The following is a 641-nucleotide window of genomic DNA, read 5'->3' as shown; positions in this document are numbered from 1 at the left end:
CAATAAATGCACATTATCAATATCGACTGCTTACCTGATACCGCGCAATTAACTATTGCAGAACTTGAGACAAGCCAAGCAAAAGGACGGCGCGGAATCACTCGCTTGAGTAGCAGCCAAATCAGACGACTGGAGGCAGCAGGACAATTCCCGCAATCACGCCAAATCACAGGCACGCGCAGCCGCTTTTATGTAGCAGGAGAAGTGAAGAAATGGCTTACAGAACAGGCAAGCTAATGAAAGGAGAACAGGAGTTTTCGTAACAGTACGCGCCCGCGCGCGCGATTGTAACTCAAGACCTGATTTTTAAAAAATAAGACCGCCTGAACGGACATTCAGACGGTAGAAAGAAGAGTAGATTATGAAACTTGATTGTATCAATAACAAGCCCAAAACGCCAAGCCAAAGAGAGCGCATTTTAGCCCGATTGAGAAAAGGGAGCGTTACATCATGGGAGCTGGCACAGATGGGCATACTTGGCTATAACTCACGCATTATGGAACTTCGCAGAGCGGGGCATGAAATCATAACCGTGATGGAAGAAGTGCAAAACCAATTCGGGGCGACCGTGAAACGCGGGCGGTTTTCTTTGCTGGTGTCGGGAAAGAGTAAGCATAACGCCATCTAACCCCGTAAAAAAC

At 47.4% G+C, this 641-nt stretch carries 2 protein-coding genes; both read left to right on the top strand.

Annotation, left to right across the window (positions count from 1 at the left end):
• Positions 1-105 precede the first annotated feature (105 nt).
• Entirely contained in the window at positions 106-237 is a 132-nt protein-coding gene (locus tag ACTHUM_RS17300) for a helix-turn-helix transcriptional regulator (protein WP_440403599.1), read from the top strand.
• 124 nt (positions 238-361) lie between these two features.
• The gene (locus ACTHUM_RS17295; protein ID WP_070459993.1) at positions 362-628 is read left to right on the top strand and encodes a helix-turn-helix domain-containing protein; all 267 of its coding nucleotides are present in this window, start codon (positions 362-364) and stop codon (positions 626-628) included.
• Positions 629-641: the final 13 nt, after the last annotated feature.

The sequence above is a fragment of the Neisseria sp. P0021.S006 genome, assembly GCF_051956895.1.
The sequence above is the reverse complement of the archived record's forward strand: the minus strand, read 5'-3'. Positions and strand labels throughout refer to the sequence as shown.

Coding starts and splice junctions, on each gene's coding strand:
- ACTHUM_RS17295 (WP_070459993.1), top strand. CDS start 362: ATGAAACTTGATTGTATCAATAACAAGCCCAAAACGCCAAGCCAAAGA.